The organism is Leclercia barmai (assembly GCF_049312895.1).
Classification (GTDB): Bacteria; Pseudomonadota; Gammaproteobacteria; order Enterobacterales; family Enterobacteriaceae; genus Enterobacter; species Enterobacter barmai.
The window spans coordinates 351,187-364,560 of sequence record NZ_JBMNWZ010000004.1 but is presented as its reverse complement, the minus strand read 5'-3'; the positions used below and the strand labels follow the sequence as shown (position 1 = coordinate 364,560).

Here is a 13,374-nt window from a genome sequence, read left to right as displayed (position 1 = left end):
ACAACGTGCGCTGCCCCGCCCGCCTGCCCGCTTCACTTAACGCATATGTTTTCATGCACTGCCAATTTGTCCCCAAAGCCCGTGAATCATGGGGGCTGAGACTAAAATTGATGCATGAGCCTCATGCGTTTTCATGCAGCATAGACATGCACTCTTAGCTTCAACGTAGAAGCCGAATAGTTAGCACATAAAAACCGGCATATAAGCCGGTTCGAGGATTGCCTCAGTCGTCAGACAGGGATTTGCTGGCGGTTAGATAGTCTGGACGCCGCACCATATTTTCCGAGCGTATGAGCTGGCTTCTCTGATTGCTCGCTTGCGGTTTCATCCTTGGTCTCAACCTTGTTAGGCCGGGCAATAATCGTGTCCACGCTCTCCAGTGCGGTGAATGTGCATGAGCACTCCAGGTTTTTACACTGATAGTAGGTCCGCTTTATGGATGGGGCCTCATAAAAGCTTGAACGGGCATGTGAGATTGCGCCGCACTCAGGACACTGTAAAGCCATAGGCTTCCTCCGCAAGTTTCAGGCACTTTAGCCTGTCCTGAAAAGTTTTATGCTTCGCCGGAGTGAATCTCTTCGATGCATCCATGCGCATTGATGCATCAGGCGATAAGCCTGATTCATCAAGGATTTCACGGCAGGACTCAAGCAGTTCTGGAGCATTGAGTTCCGAATGATGCGCCAGCGCCGAACGCAGCACACGTGCAGCAACATCAAGGCCAAAGGGGCCGTTCAGATAAGGTGCCAGTGCTGAGGTCAGCGCCTTGCCCGAATTTGCCATAAAGTCACCCAAGGCATTATCAACACAGGCATCCACGACACTTCTCTGCGCGTAGAGGCCATCATTTGCCGCACAGCTGATCTGCCATTCAAGCACTTCTAGCTTCTCTCTTAGAGTTTCCACCTGCCAGGCATAATTGGAAGGCTTATCTGCAGACAGCAACAATGCCTGCAGCCGTAGTTGGGCTGTACTTTGCTCATTACGAAGGGATAGCCAGCTCTGAGAAGCTTCCCGGTAGTGATGCAGCGCTTCCTGAGGGGTAATTGTGGTGTCCATCAGCTTTGCCCCTTCTTCGCTTTTTCACGCTGTTTTTGTATGCGGATTTGCGCCGCCGGGCTTGGGGCATTTTGTATATCCTGATAGGCAGTATTTTCTGCAAGTACACCAACTTTATTAAGGAAAGGGTCACTCTGCAGAGAGGCATTCTGTTTCAACGCCGGGTTAGTGATTGAAGAAGTAATGAAATCCCGCAATAGCGTTTCAGGATCATTCACAGAATGGACAACACCGATTACAGAGCTGGCGCTTCTCCCTTTTGTCACTTTGAGAAGGCTTAAAAGCTGGATAAGGGTTTGACCATGCTGCTTCATAAAATCATGCCAAAGCTGGTTAACATGGGTTTCGATAAGATTATCATGTGCCTGAATGTAACCACGGGCCAGTTCCGCCGTTTTCCATGGGAGATACTCATTCTCTCCGGCATGGGCCGCAAGCAGATCATCAAACTCGTCGAGTGTTTCACGCCCCAGGGCAATCTCAGCCCTTAGTTTTTTCATTTTCGGCGTTACCTGTCCCTGGTTTTCATGAAACATCTGACGCCATTCTTCATTTTGCGCCTTTGCCTCCGTTTCCGTTTCTACACGGCGTTTACGGATCGTTGCGAGCATCGCGGCAGCATCAGTTTGTTTGCGACGGGCTTCCGTCCAGGCTGATTTGGCAGCATTCACTTTTTCAAACGCATGTTGTGTCGCAGCAGGGATAGAAATATCAGCAGTCGATTTATTGCTCTGGTCTGGGATAGTCATGTCAGCACCTTGTTGTTTGTGTTGGTGTCAATTGTGCTGTGATGCATACAAAGCCGCCATTGAACGCCATTGTGCGAGCGACAAGACAAAGACCTCTTTTGGCTAGCCAGGAAAGGCCTCGTTTAACTGAGTCAGTTTCAGACTTACATTAACTGTTCACTACTATTCACTTAGGTAAAAAAAATAGATAATACAGTAAGTTAGATGGTGAATGGTTGACGGGGCAGTATTCATCGACTGTTCATAACTGTTCACATGGGGATAAGGTTATCTATGGTATTTTTTCATAATGGATGGTTTTTTATTCCTCATGGCTATTTGATTTTTGCTCCTCACCACTATTCACCCTTATTCAGTAGTATTCGACAGGCGCTGAAATAGACTGCCTGTTATTGCCGGGAAATAACATTTTCGCCTCTGACCAAGGTGTTGCATTTCATACTGATTTTTATAAAACTAGAACTGTCCGGTTCTTTATGGATTCATGCGGATATATTTTAAGATTTAAGGTGAAATTATTTAATATCAAGGTTTTTATGCAGGCCCAATGTTTATAAGTTGGATGCGATTCAAAAATATGCCCGGAAATTGGGGCCTGCAATGCAAGGCCTCGTGTAGAAGTTGTACTGCCTTGCTGTATTGGCGGTGGGGTCAGCACTATCAGGTGCAGTGACTCATAAGTTAGTAAACCCTGGATGAATGGTAGTTCCTATTAATGCTCCTGTATTTATAGCCCGCAGGCATAGTGTTTATTATGTCGCTTTATATGGTTTGATCGGGTTTTAAATTCCATAAAATCAATATGTGACGCTAAATAAATAATGCGTGCGCAGGCGGTTTATATACACATAATAAGGAACTACCTGAACCCGGATAAATTCATAAGGTCTGTTGTGGAAATTAAAGAGGGTAGATAAATGCGTAATATTTCTGTGTCTGCGCCAGCTCCGGCTGCGCCATTATTTCCTGTACCGAACCAGCATGAACGATTTTTACGCCTGCCTGAGGTGATGCACTTATGCGGGTTGTCCCGTTCGACCATTTACGACCTGATCAGTCGCGATGCGTTTCCGAAGCAGATCCCGCTTGGCGGTAAAAATGTTGCCTGGGCACAGTCTGAGGTCAGCGCATGGATGGCGGACCGTATCAGTGCCCGTGGGCGGGGATGTGATGCATGATGATACCTGAATACATTAAATCCCTTTTTTCTGGCTTGCTTACTACCGTCATTTCCAGGTATAGTTTTTCCGCTGTCGCAAAATCGGCAGCCGGAATTGGCGTTCCGTGTAACTTATTGGCGACAACTGACGCGCCTTGCGTCTTTTTTTACGTCGTAGCTCAGGCACACCCATTTTCCGGGCTGTGGTGTTTGTGTGTACACCGTAGTTCTTTCAAGATAATGGCAGTCCGGGCGGGGCAGCCTTCGGGCTGGCCGGTTTCCAATAAGGCCGGTTACGCCAACCCCGTTCGGGCTGCCACCAGTGAAATTGGCGTTTCCGGTGGTAGCAATAACCGCTACTTATTGGAGGCTGCCATCATGGCTACAATCCTCACCCCGTCATATCCGCAATATGTCTTTGTGTTTGCCGCAATCCGCCGTGCTGACACTCAACCCCGCATTTGTATGCTTCGCACTGTCGCCTACGATGAGCGTTCCGCGCGCCTTTCGCTGGTCCGTGATTATGTGCTCTCCCTTTCGGCACGCCTGCCTGCCGGGGAGGTGACGCTATGAACCAGTTTGAAATCTCTTACGACGATGTTGTAAGGCTGAAACATTTACGCAATGTGGGTGAATATGTCACTGGCATGGCAGCCCTTCAGGACTGTTATGAAAAGCCAGCAGGTGCCCAGTGCGAACAACTGGTTTCCCTCATCTATCTGATGACAGAGCAACTGGATGGAGTGGTGCAACGCTGCCATGACGACCTGATGAATGCGGAGGTGGCCTGATGAAATCCTGTGAATCGCATCTGGCACTTCGTGCCGCTCTGTATCGCCGTGCCGTAGCCTGTGCCTGGCTGACTATCAGCTGTCAGCAGGAACGTTATTCCGGTCTGACGCTCGCTGAACTAGAAGATGCCATAGCCCGCGAGCTTGAAGGGTTCTATCTGCGCCAGCATGGGCAGCAAAGAGGACTGGAAATTGCCTGCGCGTTGCTTTCGGATCTGATGGAGTCGGGGCCTCTTAAGGCCTGTCCGGTTCTCTCACTGCTTGGAATGACGGTAATGGATGAACTTTGCTCCCGTCACCTCAATAAACCAGCGTTGCACTAAGGAGGGCCGCACAATGTCAGGAATGAAAGTTAGCCAGGCAGAGAAAGCAGCTCGTGGTCACTGGTCAATAATTTTACCCGCACTGGGTGTAACCGTACTGAAAAATCGACACCAGCCCTGTCCGGTCTGTGCCGGGAAAGACCGCTTTCGATTTGATGACCAGGAAGGACGGGGAACATGGTTCTGTAACCAATGCGGGGCAGGTGATGGCCTGGCGCTTGTAAGTAAAGTACTGGATGTAGGCATCAGTGAAGCGGCAGACAGAATAAACGTCATTACCGGGAATCTGCCGCCAGTATCTCAGGGAATGCCTGAATCTGGTTCTCCTGAAAAAGAGGACGGGAAAAAAGCCGCAGCCGCGCTGGCTGCCCGTTTGTTGGAGAAATCACGTCAGACCACAGGCAATGCTTATCTGACGGGTAAAGGATTTTCTGCACTGCCTTGCCGGGAATTAACCGCCATGCATAAAGTCGGTGGTACGACGTTCCGTGCGGGAGATCTTATCGTTCCATTGTATGCAGAGGGAGAGCTGGTAAATCTGCAGTTAATCAACGCTGATGGGGGCAAATGCTTCCTTAAAGGCGGTCAGGTTAAGAATGCCTTTTACCTGGTTGAAGGTACTGCCAAAGCAGCCAAACGACTCTGGATAGCGGAAGGCTATGCCACTGCACTTACTATCAACCATCTGACTGGCGATGCTGTCATGGTGGCCTTTTCGTCCGTCAATTTCCTTTCCCTGGCGAGCATTGCCTGCAGTGAGTACCCAACGCACCAGATAATTATTGCTGCTGACCGCGATCTCAACGGTGCGGGGCAAACAAGGGGCGCAGCTGTTACCGGGGCCTGCAATTGCACAATGGCGCTCCCGCCTGTGTTTGGTGACTGGAACGATGCATTCACGCAAAACGGCGAAGAAGCCACCCGGCTCGCAATTTATGAAGCAATAAAACCAGCTGTTGCCAGCCCTTTCGACACAATGAGCGAAGCTGAATTTACCGCTCTGAGTGTCAGCGAAAAAGCGCAGAGGGTAGTGGAGCATTATAAAAACTCACTGGCAGTAGACCCGAACGGGCAGCTCCTTTCACGCTATGAGGCGGGGGCCTGGAAAGTTATCTATTACGCCGATTTTGCCCGTGATGTCGCTGCGCTGTTTCGGCGCCTCGACGCACCTTTTTCATCCGCGAAAATTGCGTCTCTCGTGGAAACCCTCAAACTGATCGTTCCGCAACAGCAGAATCCGGCGCGGCAGTTGATCGGTTTCCGCAACGGTGTGCTCGATACCCGGACAGGATTGTTCAGCCCGCACAATAAAAAGCACTGGTTACGTACACTGTGCGAGGTGGATTACACGCAGCCCGTTGACGGCGAGGCACTGGAAACCCATGCCCCGGCATTCTGGCGCTGGCTGGATCGTGCCGCAGGTTTTAAACCTGAAAAGCGGGACATTATTCTGGCTGCATTGTTTATGGTGCTGGCTAACCGTTATGACTGGCAGCTGTTTCTGGAGGTCACTGGCCCTGGCGGAAGTGGAAAGAGTATTCTTGCTGAAATAGCAACCATGCTGGCAGGTGAAGATAACGCTACCTCGGCAACCATTGAAATGCTTGAGTCGCCAAGAGAGCGAGCTGCGTTAATAGGTTTTTCACTGATTCGACTTCCCGACCAGGAAAAGTGGAGCGGTGACGGGGCCGGACTAAAAGCCATCACTGGCGGCGATGCGGTATCCGTTGATCCCAAATACCAGAACGCCTATTCAACCCACATCCCGGCGGTCATCCTGGCTGTGAACAATAATCCGATGCGTTTCACGGATCGTAGTGGTGGAGTTTCACGTCGAAGAGTGATCCTGCATTTCCCCGACCAGATAGCCCCGGAGGAACGCGATACTCAGCTCAAAGAGAAAATTGCCGGCGAGCTGGCGGTGATTGTTCGCCAGCTTATGCTGCGTTTCAGCGACCCAATGAGCGCCAGGACATTACTTCAGTCGCAGCAGAACTCTGCTGAAGCGCTCACCATCAAACGTGATGCTGATTCAGCGTTTGATTTTTGCGGCTACCTTGAAGCCCTGCCTGATACCACGGGCATGTTTATGGGTAACGCTAACATTGTCCCACGTCAGCCTCGTACATATCTTTACCATGCCTATCTGGTCTACATGGAGGCCAACGGCTATAAAAATACGCTCAGTCTGACCATGTTTGGCAAGGGGTTGCCGTTAATGCTCAAGGAATATGGGCTGCAGTACGAGAAGCGGCGGACCAATCAGGGAATGCAGACTAACCTGGCCCTCAGGGAGGAAAGCAATTCTGACTGGCTTCCCAAATGTGGGGATATTGGAGAAAAATAGAAGCAATCAGCCTGGCCTTCGCCGGGCTTTTTTATTCATTTAGTACATTAATGTAGACTTTACTGTTCACTCTTCACAAAGAGGTAACAAAACAAAACACTGATTTTATTAGACAAAAACTGTGAGTGAACACTGTGAACCATAATCCAGATAAAAAGTATTTTTTGGCTTTAAGAGATAGCCTGGACAGTTGTTGTGAAATTCATGCTCTAATTTTTGGGGATTAACATCAGCAATTGGTATACGTTTAGGTATACGCCCAACAAAGAAAATAAAAATTAACGATAAAAATCAATAAATTAAAGATCAATAGCAGACTCCGCCAGCACCAAAATTCTTTGTTAACGGTTACCAGAGCCTGATACGAAGTCCTGAAAGCCCGCCCGGCGCAAGCCTGCGGGCTTTTTTGTATCCAGGAAAATCAAGACACCAGGCTTATTCCAGCCCCTCTAACGCAAAGACCGCACGTGAAAAAGCATCCAGCGCCAGCGCCACATCTTCAGCGTTAACCGACTCTGCGGGATGGTGACTGACTCCCCCTTTACAGCGCACAAAGAGCATTCCCACCGGCCAACGCCCGGCAATAGCAATGGCGTCGTGCCCGGCGCCGCTTGGCAAGGTCAGTGAACGTCCCTGCACTTCATGCACAGCATTGCAGAGTACCTGCTGTATACGGCTGTCGCAGGCGGTAGCGGAAATACGATAAAACGTCTCGGCGCTAAATTGTAACTGGCGCCGGGCAGCAATCAGCTGCGCCTCAGCCAGTAGCGCATTCAACAGCGAATCAAGCGGCTCGTTAGCTGGCCCGCGAATGTCGAGCGTGAGCGACACGTCACCGGGGATGACGTTTACCGCACCCGGTGCGAGGCGCAGCGTGCCCACCGTAGCAACCAGATTCCCGCCCCTTTCGCCGGTCATGGTCTCAATGCGCATCATCCATTCGGCGGCGGCGGCCAGCGCATCTTTACGATGACTCATCGGTACCGTCCCCGCGTGTCCAGCCTCACCGGTAAAGCAGCAGTTCAGGCGACGCGCACCGTTAATCGCCTCGACGACGCCCAGGGCCAGATCTTCCTGCTCCAGACAAGGGCCCTGCTCGATATGCAGTTCGAGATAAGCGGCAAACTCCTCTGCGCGACGTGCAGCATGGCTGATGCGCGCCGGATCCAACCCTGCCTGCACCATCGCCTGCGCCACGCTAATACCCTGCGCATCTGTCTGCGCCAGCCAGCCTTCAGGCCAGGTACCGGTCAGCCCCCGACTGCCGAGCAGCGTAATGCCGAATCGCGTTCCCTCTTCATCGCAAAAGCCGACAATCTCTATAGCTTTCTCCAGATGCCGCCCCTGCTGATGCAGATTGTGGACCACCTCGATCGCCGTGAGTACGCCCAGCATACCGTCGTAACGCCCGGCATTGCGCACGGTATCAAGATGGGAGCCCAGCAGAATGGCCGGCGCGCCCTCCTGCTGACCTTCGTAACGTCCACAAATATTGCCCACGCTGTCCTGCCAGACGGTCATTCCGGCCTGACTCATCCACAGCGCGACCTGCTGATTGGCCTGAAGGTGTTGAGGCGATAAATAGACACGCGTCAATGCCCCTGGCGTCTCGCTGATGGCGGCCAGCACGTCGGCACGCTCCATCACTCTCGCGGCAGCCTGCTGCCACTCCGCCTGCTGGCGTATTGGTTTACTCATTGCCCGCTCTCAGTACAGTAGTGATCCCATGCAGCCTGCATCGCGGCGCCCTGGGTTGTCGGGAACCTGAGATAGTTCAACACTGATTCCAGCGCGCTGAGGGTCGTCATTACGCACGCTTTACGCGCGTTATAGCCCATGGTGCCAATACGCCACACCTTACCGTGAAGCGGTCCGAACGACGTACCGATCTCAATACCGAAATCGTCGAGCATCAGTTTGCGCACCTGATCCCCGTTGATACCTTGAGGGATCACCACGCCAAGCACGTTATTCATCTTATGTTTGAGGTCGCCGAACGTCTCCAGCCCCATTCCCTGAATACCTTTCACCAGCGCATCACCGTGCTGCTTATGACGGGCAATACCGTTATCCAGGCCTTCCTGAAGGATCAGACGCGCACATTCCCGGGCGGCAAACAGCGCCGACGTGGCTTCAGTATGGTGATTGAGTCGCTCCGGCCCCCAGTAATCCATGATCATCCCAAGATCGAAATAGTTGGAGTACACCATCTCATCAACACCATCGAGATGCGCATCGGTACGAATACCTTCTTCAACGCATTTGCGGCGGCGAATAACCTCCTCCATGCGTGCGCTGAGCGTAATGGGCGAGGTACCCGACGGACCGCCAAGGCACTTCTGCATCCCGGCTGAAACGGCATCCAGCTGCCAGGCATCGGTTTCCAGCGGGTTGCCGCCCAGCGAAGCGGTGGCATCGGTGTAAAACAGCACATCGTAACGACGGCAAATTTCTCCCAGCTCCGCCAGCGGCTGCAGCATGGTGGTGGAGGTATCTCCCTGCACCGTCAGTAGCAGACGCGGACGCACCCGTTTGATCGCGTCTTCAATCTGGTCCGGGGTAAAGACCTCTCCCCATGGGACATCGATGGTGTGCACCTCCGCCCGGCAGCGGCGGGCAATTTCGCATAACAGATGGCCGAAGCGGCCAAACACTGGCACCAGCACTTTATCCCCGGGACGGATCGCTGAAATCAGGATCGCTTCAATCCCCGCCCGCGAGGTGCCGTCCACCAGCATCGTCCAGCGGTTTTCAGTGCGAAATACGCCACGGTAAAGCGCCATCACCTCGTTCATATAGTGCGTCATCGCCGGATCATACTGACCGATAAGCTGGCTTGACATGGCACGCAGTACACGAGGATCGGCATTAATTGGGCCAGGGCCCATTAGCAGCCGCGACGGCGGGTTGATTTGCGAAAACTGAGAGATATCCATCTGAAAATCCTTAAATTAATTGAGACCGCGCACGGAGGAGATAAACTGCTTCAGTTCGCTGGTCTGCGGACTGGCGAACAGCGTTTTGCTGTCACCCTGCTCCCAGACGCGCCCCTGATGCATAAACACCACGCGGTCGCCCACTTCGCGGGCAAAATTCATTTCATGGGTCACGAGAATCAGGGTCATACCCTCCGCCGCCAGCTGCTCCAGCACCTTGAGTACTTCGCCCACGAGCTCAGGATCCAGCGCTGAGGTGATCTCGTCACAGAGTAAAACTTTTGGCGACATTGCCAGGGCGCGGGCAATCGCCACCCGCTGCTGCTGGCCACCGGAAAGGCTGGAGGGATAGTAATCCAGCCGGTCACCGAGACCGACCTTCTCCAGCATACGTCGGGCCAGGTCACGGCACTCGGCGGCGCTTTTTTTTAGCACCCGACGCGGGGCCAGCATCACGTTCTCCAGCGCCGTCATATGCGGGAACAGGTTGAAGTTCTGGAATACCATCCCAATTGAACGGCTGATTTCCCGCGCCTGGGAATCGCGGTCGGTAATGGTCATCCCGCCGAGCTTGATACTGCCGTCCTGATAACCCTCCAGGCCGTTGATGCAGCGCAGCAGCGTGCTTTTACCTGACCCGCTGCGGCCAATAATCGAGATAACTTCACCCATATCGATATCCAGATCGACGCCCTTGAGCACGTGGTTATCGCCGTAATACTTCTGCATCTGGTTAATGGTGATGAGAGGCATTGAATTTATTCTCCAGATAGCGGCTGTAGCGGGACAGCGGGTAACACAGAATGAAGTAGCCCAGCGCCACCAGCGCAAAGACTTTAAACGGCTGATACGTAACATTGGTCAGCATCGTCCCGGCCTTCGTCAGTTCGATAAAACCGATGATTGACGCCAGCGCCGTTCCCTTGATCACCTGAACGGCAAAACCTACCGTTGGGGCGATAGCGATGCGCATCGCCTGGGGCGCAACCACCCGACAAAGCGTCTGACCAAAGCTCAGGCCCAGGCAGCGGGACGCTTCCCACTGCCCTTTTGGCAGGGCACGAATGCTGCCAAACCAGATATCAAGCAGAAAGGCGCTGGTGTAAAACGTCAGCGCCATTGACGCTGCGGTCCAGGCTGAAACGTCAATACCAAACAGCGCAACGCCGAAAAAGGCGAGGAACAACTGCATGAGCAGCGGCGTCCCCTGAAACAGCTCAACATAGCCGCGGATCAGGCGTTTCAGCTGACGTCCTCCGGTCAGACGCAGCAGTAAAAGCGGCAATGTGACCAGCCCGCCGCCCGCAAAGGCCACCAGAGAGAGCAGCACCGTCCAGCGCCCGGCCAGCAGTAAATTGCGGACAATGTCCCAGTCGGTAAAGGTTGTCATCATGCCTGTACCCCCAGCCATTTTCGCCCCGCCGCCATCAGCAGCTGACGCATCGTTATCGACAGCACCAGATAAATGCCCGTCGTGACCAGATAAACCTCAAAACTGAGGAATGTGCGCGACTGAATCAGGTTGGCAGCGAAGGTCAGCTCTTCATAAGAGACCTGTGACACTACCGACGATCCAAGCATCACGATAATGCACTGGCTGACCAGGGCGGGATAAATGCGCTGTAACGCAGGCGGCAGAACAATCTGGATAAACGTCTGCATCCGGCTCAGCCCCAGTACACGCCCCGCCTCCCACTGCCCTTTTGGCGTCACCTGAATACCGGCGCGGACAATTTCGGTACTGTAAGCCCCGAGGTTCACGATCATCGCCAGCAGCGCGGCTTCGCCGGCGGTCATCTTCAGGCCCAGATTCGGCAAGCCAAAGACGATAAAAAAGAGCTGAACCACAAATGGCGTGTTGCGGATCATCTCCACATACCCGCCCCAAATCCGGCTTAGCCACGTGGGGGGCCCGCTACGAATGGCAGCGCCGACAATCCCTGTCAGCAGACCGCCAGCTGTCGCCAGTACGGTCAGCTGAACGGTGACCCACAGTCCCGCCAGCAGCTCCGGCCACAGAGGCCAGAGCGCAGAAAAATCAAGTTGCTCCGTCATGCACCAGCCTTATACGCCGAGGCTGGCAGGCAGCGGGGCTTTCAGCCACTTCTCAGACAGCGCGTTAAGGGTGCCGTCTTTCACTCCCTGTTCAATCAGCGCATCCACCTTCGCCTTGAGCGCTGGTTCGTTCTTTTTCAGGCCGATAAAGCAGGGTGAGTCCTTGAGCATAAAGCTCGGCACCGGGGCTTTGTCGGCGTTCTGCCGGGAAATGGCCGCGACCACCAGATTACCGGTCGCCACGTACTGCACCTGGCCGGAAAGATAGGCCGACAGCGTGGTGTTGTTGTCTTCATAGCGCTTAATCTGCGCCTCTTTCGGCGCTACGCTGCTCAGCACCATGTCCTCCACCGCGCCGCGCGTCACGCCAACGCTTTTGCCGCTGAGCGCCGCCGGATCTTTCAGCTCTGCCCCGGCAGGACCGAACACCCCCAGGAAAAACGGCGCGTAGGCGCGGCTAAAATCAATCACCTTTTCGCGTTCGGCGTTTTTACCCAGGCTTGAAATCACCAGGTCGACTTTATCGGTTTGCAGATAGGGCACCCGGTTGGCGCTGGTCACCGGCACCAGCTGTAGTTTGAGTTTCATCGCCTTAGCCAGATAGCGGGCCGTATCAATGTCATAGCCCTGCGGTTGAAGATCAGTACCCACCGATCCAAACGGCGGGAAATCCTGCGGTACCGCAATGCGGATCACACCGCGTTTTTCAATATCCTGCAGCTGGTCAGCCTGTGCCGCCGAAAGGTGGGTTAACAGGCTGGCAGCCCCAACCAGGGCAATAAGCAATTTCTTCATGAGGGTTCCCCTTTACGTTAGCATGAAACAAAAGATTCTTATGAATCAGTTTTGCAACTAATGTGCCAAAAAGAATTCAACCTGACGCAAGGGGTATCAATGGGATTAAATGCAGTGAGAACAGAGGGAAGCGACCAAAAAGGAGGAAAGACCGCAGGCATTCCTCGCACTATTTTCGCACCAACAAGATGCAAGGCACCATGCTGGCGCCCCATTATCGGTGTTCGAGTTCATCCAGTTGCTGGTAAAGCGTGGCGATGTCGTGGATCCGCGGTCGGCCTTTATCGAGAATTTCATGCAGGAAGGCGTTCGCCAGCAGATTGATCAAGCTATTGACCGAGGCGTAGCTATCGTAAGCCGATACGCTATCCAGCGGGGCGCAAAGCTGCCAGCGCGCAAGCGGAAAGAGGCCATGTGCCTGCGGCTCGCACATCAGCAGGACCGGAATACCCTTGCTCTGTAGCTGCTGTAACAGCGGGCGGATAATGCGCGGACGACGGCGGAACGCCATCACCACCACCAGATCCTCAGCGGTTAAATCAACCAGCTCTTCACTCAGGCTCTGCCCCGGCTGAGGCAACACCAGCACCTGTCCCCGCGCCTGCAGGAGCTGCTGACGCAGATGCAGCGCCGCAGGCCAGGAGTTGCGCATGCCGACAATAAAGATGCGCCGGGCGGCGACCATAGCCTGAAGCGCACCGGCAAACTGCTGCACATCCAGCGCGTTGACCCACTGGGTCAAATTTGCCATTTCCTGTTTATAATGTCTTGCCAGCAGCGTGTTGCCCTGCACCGCGTCGCGATTGTCGGTAATCGGCATTCCGCTCTGGCGCAGGGTCCGCAGTTCATCCCGCATCTCTTTATATTTTTCATAGCCCAGTCGCTTAAACAGGCGGCTGACCGTCGCTTTAGAGACGCCGCTCAGCTGCGCCAGTTCGGCGCTGTTATAGCTGATGAGATCGTCAAAATGATCGAAGATAAAGTCCGCCACCCGCTGCTCCTGTGGCGATAAAGACGCATACTGCTCTTTCAGGCGTTCATCAAGCTGTTGCATAAGGCCTCTGTAACTTTTGTTTCACTGCACTATACCGTTAACCCCCTTCATAATGCATGCCAGTTCCGCAAAATGCCCTTATCCTGCAGCGAATGAAACTTTACGT

Annotated in this window: 15 protein-coding genes; 5 read left to right on the top strand and 10 right to left on the bottom strand. The window is 53.4% G+C overall.

What is annotated here, in order from left to right:
• Nucleotides 1-230: 230 nt before the first annotated feature.
• Genes ACOYA6_RS17370 through ACOYA6_RS17360 form a run of 3 tightly spaced genes read right to left on the bottom strand, consistent with a single transcriptional unit; the run spans nucleotide 231 to nucleotide 1,808 of the window.
• On the bottom strand, nucleotides 231-506 hold the full coding sequence (locus ACOYA6_RS17370) for an Ogr/Delta-like zinc finger protein (protein ID WP_422655098.1): 276 nt from the start codon (nucleotides 504-506) through the stop codon (nucleotides 231-233).
• Complete coding sequence (locus tag ACOYA6_RS17365) at nucleotides 487-1,059, bottom strand: phage polarity suppression protein (RefSeq protein WP_422655097.1); 573 nt, start codon at nucleotides 1,057-1,059, stop codon at nucleotides 487-489. Before ACOYA6_RS17365 ends, ACOYA6_RS17370 begins: the two co-directional genes overlap by 20 nt.
• Nucleotides 1,059-1,808: a phage polarity suppression protein gene (locus tag ACOYA6_RS17360; RefSeq protein ID WP_422655096.1), complete on the bottom strand. Its 750-nt coding sequence runs from the start codon at nucleotides 1,806-1,808 to the stop codon at nucleotides 1,059-1,061. Before ACOYA6_RS17360 ends, ACOYA6_RS17365 begins: the two co-directional genes overlap by 1 nt.
• A 917-nt stretch (nucleotides 1,809-2,725) precedes the next feature.
• Between ACOYA6_RS17360 and ACOYA6_RS17355 the strand changes: the two genes are divergently transcribed.
• The 5 genes from ACOYA6_RS17355 to ACOYA6_RS17335 are packed head-to-tail and all read left to right on the top strand — an operon-like array spanning nucleotide 2,726 to nucleotide 6,428.
• Nucleotides 2,726-2,986 (top strand): helix-turn-helix transcriptional regulator, encoded by a 261-nt coding sequence (locus tag ACOYA6_RS17355; RefSeq protein WP_001619168.1) that lies wholly within the window; start codon nucleotides 2,726-2,728, stop codon nucleotides 2,984-2,986.
• Nucleotides 2,983-3,540, top strand: coding sequence for a host cell division inhibitor Icd-like protein (locus ACOYA6_RS17350; protein WP_422655095.1), 558 nt, complete (start codon nucleotides 2,983-2,985; stop codon nucleotides 3,538-3,540). Before ACOYA6_RS17355 ends, ACOYA6_RS17350 begins: the two co-directional genes overlap by 4 nt.
• Entirely contained in the window at nucleotides 3,537-3,758 is a 222-nt protein-coding gene (locus ACOYA6_RS17345) for a hypothetical protein (RefSeq protein WP_001071227.1), read from the top strand. Before ACOYA6_RS17350 ends, ACOYA6_RS17345 begins: the two co-directional genes overlap by 4 nt.
• Nucleotides 3,758-4,081 carry a DUF5375 family protein gene (locus ACOYA6_RS17340; RefSeq protein ID WP_422655094.1) on the top strand — a complete coding sequence of 108 codons (324 nt, stop codon included), beginning with the start codon at nucleotides 3,758-3,760 and terminating at the stop codon, nucleotides 4,079-4,081. The genes ACOYA6_RS17345 and ACOYA6_RS17340 overlap by 1 nt, the downstream gene beginning before the upstream one ends.
• Before the next feature lie 13 nt (nucleotides 4,082-4,094).
• Nucleotides 4,095-6,428 carry a primase-helicase zinc-binding domain-containing protein gene (locus ACOYA6_RS17335; protein WP_422655093.1) on the top strand — a complete coding sequence of 778 codons (2,334 nt, stop codon included), beginning with the start codon at nucleotides 4,095-4,097 and terminating at the stop codon, nucleotides 6,426-6,428.
• A gap of 435 nt (nucleotides 6,429-6,863) precedes the next feature.
• Here ACOYA6_RS17335 and hpxK read toward each other — a convergent pair whose 3' ends face one another.
• From hpxK to hpxU, 7 genes are all read right to left on the bottom strand, one after another.
• Nucleotides 6,864-8,126 carry an allantoate amidohydrolase gene (gene hpxK, locus ACOYA6_RS17330; protein WP_422655092.1) on the bottom strand — a complete coding sequence of 421 codons (1,263 nt, stop codon included), beginning with the start codon at nucleotides 8,124-8,126 and terminating at the stop codon, nucleotides 6,864-6,866.
• Nucleotides 8,123-9,364: a pyridoxal-phosphate-dependent aminotransferase family protein gene (locus tag ACOYA6_RS17325; RefSeq protein WP_422655091.1), complete on the bottom strand. Its 1,242-nt coding sequence runs from the start codon at nucleotides 9,362-9,364 to the stop codon at nucleotides 8,123-8,125. The genes hpxK and ACOYA6_RS17325 overlap by 4 nt, the downstream gene beginning before the upstream one ends.
• Nucleotides 9,365-9,379: 15 nt before the next feature.
• On the bottom strand, nucleotides 9,380-10,117 hold the full coding sequence (locus ACOYA6_RS17320) for an amino acid ABC transporter ATP-binding protein (RefSeq protein WP_039030081.1): 738 nt from the start codon (nucleotides 10,115-10,117) through the stop codon (nucleotides 9,380-9,382).
• Nucleotides 10,098-10,754 (bottom strand): amino acid ABC transporter permease, encoded by a 657-nt coding sequence (locus tag ACOYA6_RS17315; RefSeq protein WP_422655111.1) that lies wholly within the window; start codon nucleotides 10,752-10,754, stop codon nucleotides 10,098-10,100. The genes ACOYA6_RS17320 and ACOYA6_RS17315 overlap by 20 nt, the downstream gene beginning before the upstream one ends.
• Nucleotides 10,754-11,419 (bottom strand): amino acid ABC transporter permease, encoded by a 666-nt coding sequence (locus ACOYA6_RS17310; protein ID WP_139563443.1) that lies wholly within the window; start codon nucleotides 11,417-11,419, stop codon nucleotides 10,754-10,756. Before ACOYA6_RS17310 ends, ACOYA6_RS17315 begins: the two co-directional genes overlap by 1 nt.
• A 9-nt stretch (nucleotides 11,420-11,428) precedes the next feature.
• Complete coding sequence (locus ACOYA6_RS17305; RefSeq protein WP_039030079.1) at nucleotides 11,429-12,214, bottom strand: transporter substrate-binding domain-containing protein; 786 nt, start codon at nucleotides 12,212-12,214, stop codon at nucleotides 11,429-11,431.
• A gap of 214 nt (nucleotides 12,215-12,428) precedes the next feature.
• Complete coding sequence (gene hpxU / locus ACOYA6_RS17300) at nucleotides 12,429-13,268, bottom strand: MurR/RpiR family transcriptional regulator HpxU (RefSeq protein WP_223074822.1); 840 nt, start codon at nucleotides 13,266-13,268, stop codon at nucleotides 12,429-12,431.
• Nucleotides 13,269-13,374: the final 106 nt, after the last annotated feature.

What these genes read in the sequence shown, in the direction of transcription:
- ACOYA6_RS17370 (WP_422655098.1), bottom strand. Translation starts at nt 506, where the DNA reads ATGGCTTTACAGTGTCCTGAGTGCGGCGCAATCTCACATGCCCGTTCA.
- ACOYA6_RS17365 (WP_422655097.1), bottom strand. Translation starts at nt 1,059, where the DNA reads ATGGACACCACAATTACCCCTCAGGAAGCGCTGCATCACTACCGGGAA.
- ACOYA6_RS17360 (WP_422655096.1), bottom strand. Translation starts at nt 1,808, where the DNA reads ATGACTATCCCAGACCAGAGCAATAAATCGACTGCTGATATTTCTATC.
- ACOYA6_RS17355 (WP_001619168.1), top strand. Translation starts at nt 2,726, where the DNA reads ATGCGTAATATTTCTGTGTCTGCGCCAGCTCCGGCTGCGCCATTATTT.
- ACOYA6_RS17350 (WP_422655095.1), top strand. Translation starts at nt 2,983, where the DNA reads ATGATGATACCTGAATACATTAAATCCCTTTTTTCTGGCTTGCTTACT.
- ACOYA6_RS17345 (WP_001071227.1), top strand. Translation starts at nt 3,537, where the DNA reads ATGAACCAGTTTGAAATCTCTTACGACGATGTTGTAAGGCTGAAACAT.
- ACOYA6_RS17340 (WP_422655094.1), top strand. Translation starts at nt 3,758, where the DNA reads ATGAAATCCTGTGAATCGCATCTGGCACTTCGTGCCGCTCTGTATCGC.
- ACOYA6_RS17335 (WP_422655093.1), top strand. Translation starts at nt 4,095, where the DNA reads ATGTCAGGAATGAAAGTTAGCCAGGCAGAGAAAGCAGCTCGTGGTCAC.
- hpxK (WP_422655092.1), bottom strand. Translation starts at nt 8,126, where the DNA reads ATGAGTAAACCAATACGCCAGCAGGCGGAGTGGCAGCAGGCTGCCGCG.
- ACOYA6_RS17325 (WP_422655091.1), bottom strand. Translation starts at nt 9,364, where the DNA reads ATGGATATCTCTCAGTTTTCGCAAATCAACCCGCCGTCGCGGCTGCTA.
- ACOYA6_RS17320 (WP_039030081.1), bottom strand. Translation starts at nt 10,117, where the DNA reads ATGCCTCTCATCACCATTAACCAGATGCAGAAGTATTACGGCGATAAC.
- ACOYA6_RS17315 (WP_422655111.1), bottom strand. Translation starts at nt 10,754, where the DNA reads ATGACAACCTTTACCGACTGGGACATTGTCCGCAATTTACTGCTGGCC.
- ACOYA6_RS17310 (WP_139563443.1), bottom strand. Translation starts at nt 11,419, where the DNA reads ATGACGGAGCAACTTGATTTTTCTGCGCTCTGGCCTCTGTGGCCGGAG.
- ACOYA6_RS17305 (WP_039030079.1), bottom strand. Translation starts at nt 12,214, where the DNA reads ATGAAGAAATTGCTTATTGCCCTGGTTGGGGCTGCCAGCCTGTTAACC.
- hpxU (WP_223074822.1), bottom strand. Translation starts at nt 13,268, where the DNA reads ATGCAACAGCTTGATGAACGCCTGAAAGAGCAGTATGCGTCTTTATCG.